11 protein-coding genes and 1 tRNA gene are annotated in these 8,292 nt (G+C 40.1%); all 12 read right to left on the bottom strand.

Going from position 1 to position 8,292, the window contains the following annotated elements; all coding sequences use genetic code 11:
- Window positions 1–192 (bottom strand): hypothetical protein (locus ABIL69_11390; GenBank protein ID MEO0124591.1); only part of this gene is annotated, 192 nt, incomplete at its 3' end.
- 130 nt (window positions 193–322) lie between these two features.
- Window positions 323–457, bottom strand: a complete 135-nt coding sequence (locus ABIL69_11385; protein MEO0124590.1) for a hypothetical protein — start codon at window positions 455–457, stop codon at window positions 323–325.
- Window positions 454–924 (bottom strand): NADH-quinone oxidoreductase subunit C, encoded by a 471-nt coding sequence (locus tag ABIL69_11380; GenBank protein MEO0124589.1) that lies wholly within the window; start codon window positions 922–924, stop codon window positions 454–456. Before ABIL69_11380 ends, ABIL69_11385 begins: the two co-directional genes overlap by 4 nt.
- Window positions 925–931: 7 nt before the next feature.
- Window positions 932–1,060 (bottom strand): hypothetical protein, encoded by a 129-nt coding sequence (locus ABIL69_11375; protein ID MEO0124588.1) that lies wholly within the window; start codon window positions 1,058–1,060, stop codon window positions 932–934.
- Entirely contained in the window at window positions 1,057–1,476 is a 420-nt protein-coding gene (gene nuoB, locus ABIL69_11370) for an NADH-quinone oxidoreductase subunit NuoB (GenBank protein ID MEO0124587.1), read from the bottom strand. The genes ABIL69_11375 and nuoB overlap by 4 nt, the downstream gene beginning before the upstream one ends.
- A gap of 140 nt (window positions 1,477–1,616) precedes the next feature.
- Window positions 1,617–1,943 (bottom strand): NADH-quinone oxidoreductase subunit A, encoded by a 327-nt coding sequence (gene ndhC / locus ABIL69_11365; protein MEO0124586.1) that lies wholly within the window; start codon window positions 1,941–1,943, stop codon window positions 1,617–1,619.
- A gap of 2 nt (window positions 1,944–1,945) precedes the next feature.
- On the bottom strand, window positions 1,946–2,263 hold the full coding sequence (nuoK, locus tag ABIL69_11360) for an NADH-quinone oxidoreductase subunit NuoK (GenBank protein ID MEO0124585.1): 318 nt from the start codon (window positions 2,261–2,263) through the stop codon (window positions 1,946–1,948).
- Window positions 2,256–2,741: an NADH-quinone oxidoreductase subunit J gene (locus ABIL69_11355; protein ID MEO0124584.1), complete on the bottom strand. Its 486-nt coding sequence runs from the start codon at window positions 2,739–2,741 to the stop codon at window positions 2,256–2,258. Before ABIL69_11355 ends, nuoK begins: the two co-directional genes overlap by 8 nt.
- A gap of 8 nt (window positions 2,742–2,749) precedes the next feature.
- Entirely contained in the window at window positions 2,750–4,231 is a 1,482-nt protein-coding gene (locus tag ABIL69_11350; protein MEO0124583.1) for an NADH-quinone oxidoreductase subunit M, read from the bottom strand.
- 10 nt (window positions 4,232–4,241) lie between these two features.
- The gene (locus ABIL69_11345; protein MEO0124582.1) at window positions 4,242–6,119 is read right to left on the bottom strand and encodes an NADH-quinone oxidoreductase subunit L; all 1,878 of its coding nucleotides are present in this window, start codon (window positions 6,117–6,119) and stop codon (window positions 4,242–4,244) included.
- A gap of 169 nt (window positions 6,120–6,288) precedes the next feature.
- Entirely contained in the window at window positions 6,289–7,719 is a 1,431-nt protein-coding gene (locus ABIL69_11340; protein ID MEO0124581.1) for an NADH-quinone oxidoreductase subunit L, read from the bottom strand.
- 196 nt (window positions 7,720–7,915) lie between these two features.
- A tRNA-Asn gene (locus ABIL69_11335) sits at window positions 7,916–7,987 on the bottom strand.
- Window positions 7,988–8,292: the final 305 nt, after the last annotated feature.

Genomic DNA, 8,292 nt, shown 5'->3' with positions numbered 1-8,292 from the left:
TGTCTCTTTTATTTTAATGCGATAAACAATCTCAAATGACTCTCCAACTTTTGGAACCCCCCCTATTATCATCATAGCTCCGTCGATATTCCTTTCAAGAGGCGGTAATTCTTTTGTTGCCCGCCCAAATCCCACCATCAATACCATCAGCAGCCACAGCGCTGCTATTTTGCTTATCTTTATGCCTCGCATTTTTGTCTCCGTGTTTTTACTATAAAGAACTCACAGATAACTACTCGACAATAATATTCTAACTCAAAACTTAAATATGTCAATGATTTCTTTATTACAATCAAATTTCTAAAATGTATCAAATCCTGCCTCATGACTGGCAACACCAAGCCAGGGCAAAATGTTTCATTATCTCACCCTCAAGGGTCATACGCAGACTTATCGGCTCTTTTAATGCCGGATGCTGTGGACCAATCGGAACCTTAAATTCCTGTGCCTCCATCACTTACCTCCCGGGATTTTCTCTTCAGGACGCTCAAATTTCCAGTCTTTGCGCAATGGATATTCGCCTTCAGGCCAGTCATCAGGTAATACAAGACGCTCTGGATTGGGATGCCCTTCAACCTTTATCCCAAACATATCCTGTATCTCTCTCTCATAAAGCGTGGCACCAGGAATTACGCTGGTGATAGTTGGCACCTTCGGGTCATTCCTCGGTGTCAGTGTCCGGACAGTCAATCCACAATTTTCATTTGCAAGATGATATAATATTTCAAAATTCTCACCCAAGTCAACACCAGATATGGTAGAAATGTGATAAAAGTTGAATTTCTCTTTCAAAAACTTCACTGCCTCAACAAGGTCTTTTTTATCAACCTTTAAAAAGACCCTTCTTGGGGCAGGATTGGTTATATCTAAAACCTTTTCTTTCAAACCCTGCTTTATCTTTTCTAAAAGTTCAGTTTCACCCATATTTTCCTCAATTCACCTCTGAATATGCAAGGCTAACCTCTGGTTCTGAAAGAACCATCGGTTCTTGAAGAAAGCCTTGCCCTACATTCGCAATTGCCCTGAATTGCCTCAAATTGCCCTCAATTGCCTTTTTCATAAAGTCTTCAACAACTTATAAACCCCATCAATCACTGCATCCGGACGGACCGGACAACCTGGAATATAGGCATGGACAGGAAGGACCTGGTCAACACCACCGATGATGTTATAACAACCCCGATACACACAACCACTCATTGCGCACGCACCGACCGCCACGACAAACTTCGGTTCAGGCACCTGCTCATATATCCTTATCATCCTGTCCTTGCTCTGCCTCGTCATTGGACCGGTGCAGACAATCACATCTGCATGCCTTGGTGTTGCCTTTAACAGAACACCGAATCTTTCTAAGTCAAACCTCGGCATCAATGCGGCAAGTATCTCAATATCACAGGCATTACATGCCCCGGTATTCAAGTGTAATACCCAAGGGGATTTTATCCTTGACCATCTAACAAGCCAGCTTAACATCCAATCACCCCCGCCTTTAAACCATCCTGATAAATAAGACCGCTACAAATCCCCCTTAATCCCCCTTTTTCAAAGGGGGAAATAGGAGGATTGAAATTCACTTCTAACTTCCCATTTATCTTTTTATTATGGTTGCTCATTTAACTCCTCGTTATCAATGCCAAGACCGAGATAAATATCATCGCCAGATAAAAGATACCAAACAAGGCGACTGCGCCTTTGGGAATCGTCGCCACCACCAGTGTCGCAACATGCATCATCGTGAAGAACAGTGCAACATAGAAAAACAGACGATAACCAAATTGGATTTTTGTTCCTGGAATATCCTCACCACAGGCATAGGTTGAAACTTTACCCGGTGTCTTTTTCATTTTTGGCGCCATCAGACTACCAAGCCAGTAAATCAAATAGAAAATACCCAAGAAAATCAAAAAGGCAATGGGAGGAGAAAGTAAAATATCAATCATAATTATCCTCTCAACTTTGTCAATTTTTTGACATCAAGACTACCAGTATGGCGATAAAGATTTATAACGAGCGCCAGGGCAACTGCGATAGCGCAGACCTCAACCACAATAAATGTTATCACCAGGCTCTGACCGGTTAGAATCAGCCCTTTTACCGAACTCGCTGATATCAAAGCAAGGGTCACACCTTTGGCAATAATTTCTATTCCGATGAGCAATTTAATTAAATTGCGCATTGAAAGAAGGCAATATAATCCAATGAAGAAAAGAATAAAGGCAAATATCAAGTTTAAATAAAAATCATTGGGTAAATTAATCATTTTTATCCCTCTTTCTGAATAATGCTAACACCGAAAAGACACCGGCAAAGATTATACCAATTTGAGCGAAGAGATCGAATGTCCGTTTCTGCCATAAGACATCACCAAATTTACCAGATTCTGATAGCCATTTTGTTAGCGGTGGCATTTTGCTCAATAACAGATACATAATCAAAATATCAATAATGATAAACCAGATAAAGAACAACGGAAAGATATAAACCGGCAGTTTACTTTCTTTAAAATCATCACCCCTTGTCAAGCCAATCGTTGAAACAAATAAGACAGTAATCAAACCCGCAACGACCGAAATTTCAAATACACCAGCATAATACGCCTTCATAAAGAACAATACTACTGCAAGAAATACACTTGCTGCCATAAGGCTCAATGCGGCTTTAAGCAGGTCTTTTAACAATACCGCAAGGACTGAGAAGAAGACCAGGGCACAGAGTGATATTAAATATAACTCCTGCATAAAAACCCCTATAGCCTCAAATACTGCATTGCATATCTAATACCATATTCAAGAATATTCACTGCAGGTGTAATCCATTTGGAGATAACCACGGGGAAGCCAATGCCGATTATGATACAAACAAGGGCGATTAAAAGCGTTGACAATGCCATCCAGAAAGGAACTTCCTTCACATTTTGTAGTGTTTCTTTCAATTTACCAAAGAATGCCCGACGCTGGATAATAATATAATACCACAATGTAATAATACTTGCCAGGACCGCCACAAATGCAAATCCATAAGCCCTTGCCTGTAATAATCCTATAATAATAAATAACTTGCTCCAGAATCCGTTAAGTGGTGGCACACCGGCAACGGAAAGCGAACCAACCACGGTAGTCGCCGCAGTAATTGGCATCCTCTTACCAAGACCACCCATTTTATTCAAATCCCTGGTACCGGTTGAATGCTCAACCGAACCTGAATTCAAAAACAACAATCCTTTAGCAAGGGCATGGTTTAAGATATGGAATAATGCACCCATTATTGCAAAACTCGTTCCCGCGCCAAATCCAAGGATAATATAACCGACCTGGCTGATTGATGAATAGGCAAGCATTCTTTTAATATCATCCTGTCCCAGGGCAAGGACTGCACCGACTAAAATAGAGATTATACCGAGATACATCAAGACCGTTGATACTGCGGGTGTTAAACCGAAGACATTCAAGAATATTCTTGTCAGTGCATAGACACCAGAAACTTTTATTAATAAACCCGAAAGCATTGCGGATATTGGTGCGGGTGCACTGGGATGGGCATCTGGTAACCAGGAATGGAATGGCACAAGCGCTGCCTTTAAGCCAAAACCAAAAATGAAGAATCCAGTGCAGATATACATTATAAATTTTGCATCTTCTTTAAAGAATCTATCTGCAATGTCACCGAGTTTCAGACTTCCGGTAATACTGAAGATTAGAGCAATGCCCAATAGCAGAAATGCGGTTGCGACTGCAGAAAGTGCAAGATACTTGAATGAAGCCTCAAGTTCATCATGCTTTAGTCCATAGGCAACAAGACCATAGGAAGATATCGCAGCAACCTCAAGGAAGACATAGATTGTAAATAAATCCGTAGCAAGGACAAGTCCGGACATACCGCCGACCATAATCATAAATAAAGCATAGAATATCCCTTTTGAACCATAATGTTCCATATAGTCAATTGAAAATAGCGTTACACCAAAACTGACAAGATATATGGCAAATAACATAAATAGACTGAAACCATCCAACGCAAAGACAATATTTAAATTTTGATTGAACCACTGGAAATGGCGAATTCCGGAATGTGATGCCACAACCTGGTAGCCAAAGGTCATTGAATAAATCAATAGAAAGAGGATTGCCAGATTCGTCAATAAATCAGGTAGAAATCTTTTTGAAACTTTCTCAATCAAAGGCAGGAATGCAGCAAGGACGAACGGAATGATTATAAAAAGAGATACCATATCAGACTCCTCACTTAATCAAAGATAATAAAACATAGACAATTATAACAAGTCCCGCAATACACCAGGCAAGGTAGTTTGCATAGTGACCATTGTGTGCGTACTGGAGTAGTTTCGTGAATGCATTACCAGTGATAGTAACCGTCTTCTCATAGAAGTAGTCAATCGGTCTATCAATCGCCACATACAAGATATGGGCAAGTCCTTTTAAGAACTTAATCCCCTGTTCATACATATCAAAAACCCTTTGCTCTGACCATTCATAGAGGGTGCTTAAAATTGGCAGTCTGTGGATAACCTCAGAGGCATAGGCTGCCTTTTTCTCTGCCTTGTTCCAGCCATACAAATGTATTACAAGACCAATCAGGAGCATAAAAATTGATACGCCAGCAATCGGATTTACCAAATCAAGGGCATGGGCAGAAAAATCATAGTGATGGGCAATCTCTTCGGGATGCATTTCAAGTAAAGGTTCAAAGAAATATTTGAAAGGCAGATAATTATAAACGCCAAATAAAATGCAGAGCACCGCAAGGATAATCATAGGAACCAGAAATGGAGATTCTGCCTCTTTTGTCTTGGGTAATTCTTTGTTGCGCGGTCCTAAGAATATTGAATGCCCTGCCTTTAAAAACGAAACAAAGGTGAATATCGCACCGACCCATCCAGCAATAGCAAATATTACAAAGCCTGTTTCATAAGCACCATGTATCACAAGTTCTTTTGATACAAAACCGTTTAGGGGCCAGATTCCTGATATTGCGGCAGCAAGAACCAGATAACACAATGCGGTTATCGGCATATCCTGTTTTAATCCACCGAGCCTCTTCATTTCGGTAGTCCCGGTCCGATGTTCAACAGCACCTGCAACCATGAACAATCCAGATTTATATATCGCATTATTCAGCATATGGAATATTCCACCAATGATACCGATCGGCAATGCAGTTCCAATACCCAAGACCATATAACCATACTGACTTATCGCATGGAATGAAAGCAATTTTTTATAATCCCTCTGTATCAATGCCATTAATACTGCAAAGATAATCGTGATTGAACCGATTATCATTAAAATTATTGAGGCGGGCGTCCCCTTGATTGCAAATAATTCAACTGAAATTCTCGTTAATAAGAATATACCCAAAAGTTTCTCAAGTGCTCCGGGCAAGAATGCCATCACACTGACCGGTGCATCAATTGCCGCATCCGGAATCCAGGTGTGGAAGGGCATTGAACCACCCTTTCCCAAGGCACCAATCATCATCATTATGAAACTTAACAATGCAAGACCTTCAGGCTTAACCGGATGATGACTAATTTCAGAAAGGCTTGCGGTACCGGTAATATACCACAAAATGGCAATACCAAAGATCATACAGAAATCACAGAATCCATTGATGATGAACGCCTTTGTCGCAGTCCGCTGGGTGTTTTCGGTGTTACCAAGGGTAATCAGTCCATAAAGGGTCAAGAGCAATCCCTCCCAGAAGAAGAGTAATACCAAAAAGTTATCCGCAAGGATAGCACCATTGGCGAAGGCAATTGTGAGATAGATATAGCAATAGTATTCGCCGACCCTGGGATGTTCTTTCATCTTTATAAATGAATATATACTGATCAAGAATCCAAAGATGTTTATCCACAATAATGCAAATGATGAGAAATGATACAATCTCAAATCAAAATTTAGCCAGCCCACCCAGTTCAATGTCAAGACGAGATTTTTGTAATCAAATAAGAGCCAGGCAATATAGACTAAAATTGCACCGGCAATAATAGCAATAAACTCCCGCAGACCCTTGATTGTTCTGGGAATTAATATTGCGATGATTGCTACAACAACCGGCAAAACAATAGGAGTTAGGAGAATCTGAGGATTTAGCATAACCAACCCATCCTATTAAATCCCAAATCCCAAACACCAAATCCCAAACAAATTCCAATTTTAAATAATTCAAACGAAGCCGCCTTTCTAAACCGTTTCGCATTTCGCAACCGTAAAACGACTAACGATTCTTTAGAACTCAGGATTTGGAATTTTAGATTCTTGTAACTCATAATCCTAACCTCAATATCTGTGTCGTGGCAATATCCGCGAGTTTCATTGGATAACTAATAAATATACCCGCAAGGACTGAAAGAATCGCAAGGACAATTACAACAAAGAGCATTGAATTCGTACCTTCCTTTGCTGAAATCTTTGTCTCACCAAGAAAGACCATATTGAACACCCTGAATAGATAGAATGCAGTCATCACCGCTGTGAATAATGCCAATCCTGCAAGCCAGAGATTACCAGACTTCACCGTGCCTAAAATCACCAAAAACTTTGAAAAGAATCCACCAAGGGGCGGGATACCAATCACCGAAAATGCGGAAATGATAAAGACAATTGCGGTTATGGGCATAGTTTTTATAAGACCACCAAGTTGTCTGATATCCTTGGTATGGGTATTATGTTCAATTATTCCTGCACACAAGAACAATCCGGCCTTGGCAAGTCCATGCATTAAAAGATACAGGATTGCACCAATGACCGCAGTCGGCTCCATAATACTCAAACCTAAGAATATATAACCAATCTGACTCACCGTGGAATAGGCAAGAATTCTCTTTAAATCATTCTCAACGGTTGCTGCACCCGCCGCAACCAGACTTGAAATCACCGCAATGATTGGAATTGCGGTCTGCCAGCCCTCAGGTATTGCAAATGTATAATTGAATATTCTTGCATAGGCATAGACACCAATCTTTACCAGGACCGCTGCGTGTAATAATGCGGTAACAGTTGAAGGTGCAACACCCGCATCAGGTAACCAGGTCTGGATCGGCACAGTTGCTGACTTGGCAAACATACCGAATAAAATCAATAAGACTGCAGAGCCCGGTATGAGCGTGCCCCGCATATCCATTATATTAAAACTCTGGGTTTGGTTATAAATTTGAATAAACCCAAAGAGCATAATTACCGCTCCGCCAAATGTCACCAAAAATGTCTTATCTGCTCTTAATATGTGAATCTTATCTCGATAAAATCCAACAAGGCGCCAGGAACAGATTGCGGTAATTTCCCAGAAAAGATACATAAATATCAAATTCGCGGAATATACCAGACCCATCATTGAGCCGATAAATAATAAGACCATTAAATAATATTCACTCTGATTTTCTTCATGGGAGATATAACCAACTGAATATAAAACAATCAACATTCCAATAAATGAAGAGACAATGGACATAAAGACTGATAGACCATCAACCACGAGATAAAAATCAAGCCCCATTATCAGGGGTCTGCCAAAGATATGTTGTGCACCACTAAATGCAAAAGGTAATAATAATAAAGGAAGGATTGCAGTTGCTAAGGCAATGAGTACTGACCAGACCGACCTGAAGCTCTTTGATATCAAACCCGCGACTGGAATGGTCAGCGAGCCCATTATTGGGACGAATATAGTAAGCAGGGTAATCGTCTCAATATTCATAAAGATTTGCAATTATATTTAAGATAAAGCAAATGTCAATAGTCTGGAGTGGACTGAGAGTTGGTGAACTTCCTGCTATGTTCAGTTTTTAAAAACATTCTATCCATATTACCTCTCTTAATTTACATACTCCTCGTAATTAATCAAACGCCAGGGGCAGGAATTTCGCATGGTATGTTAAGAAGGCATAATAAAACTCCTCGGGCAGGACTCGAACCTGCAACCCTCCGGTTAACAGCCGGATGCTCCACCATTGAGCTACCGAGGAAGTACTTGATTATATTCAAATGATTATTAATGTCAAGCATATAATAAAAAAATAGTCATTCTTTTATATCGTATCACAATTAAAGGGCTCTATTTTTATTTGCTTGACTTCACACATTAAAAAACTATAATATAATATTTCATGCCGGTTGTCTGGTTTAATATCTTAAGCAAAGAAATAAGAAATCCCAAGAGGATATGTATCTTAGGAATCGGCAATATCCAGAAGGGTGATGATGGTGCAGGACCAATGATTGTAAGAATACTCAAGGAGAAAATAAAAAATCCGAAAGCAAAAGATATTCT

The organism is candidate division WOR-3 bacterium (assembly GCA_039802005.1).
Taxonomy (GTDB): Bacteria; Hydrothermota; Tepidihabitantia; order SM23-42; family JAOAFX01; genus JAOAFX01.
The sequence above is the reverse complement of the archived record's forward strand: the minus strand, read 5'-3'. Positions and strand labels throughout refer to the sequence as shown.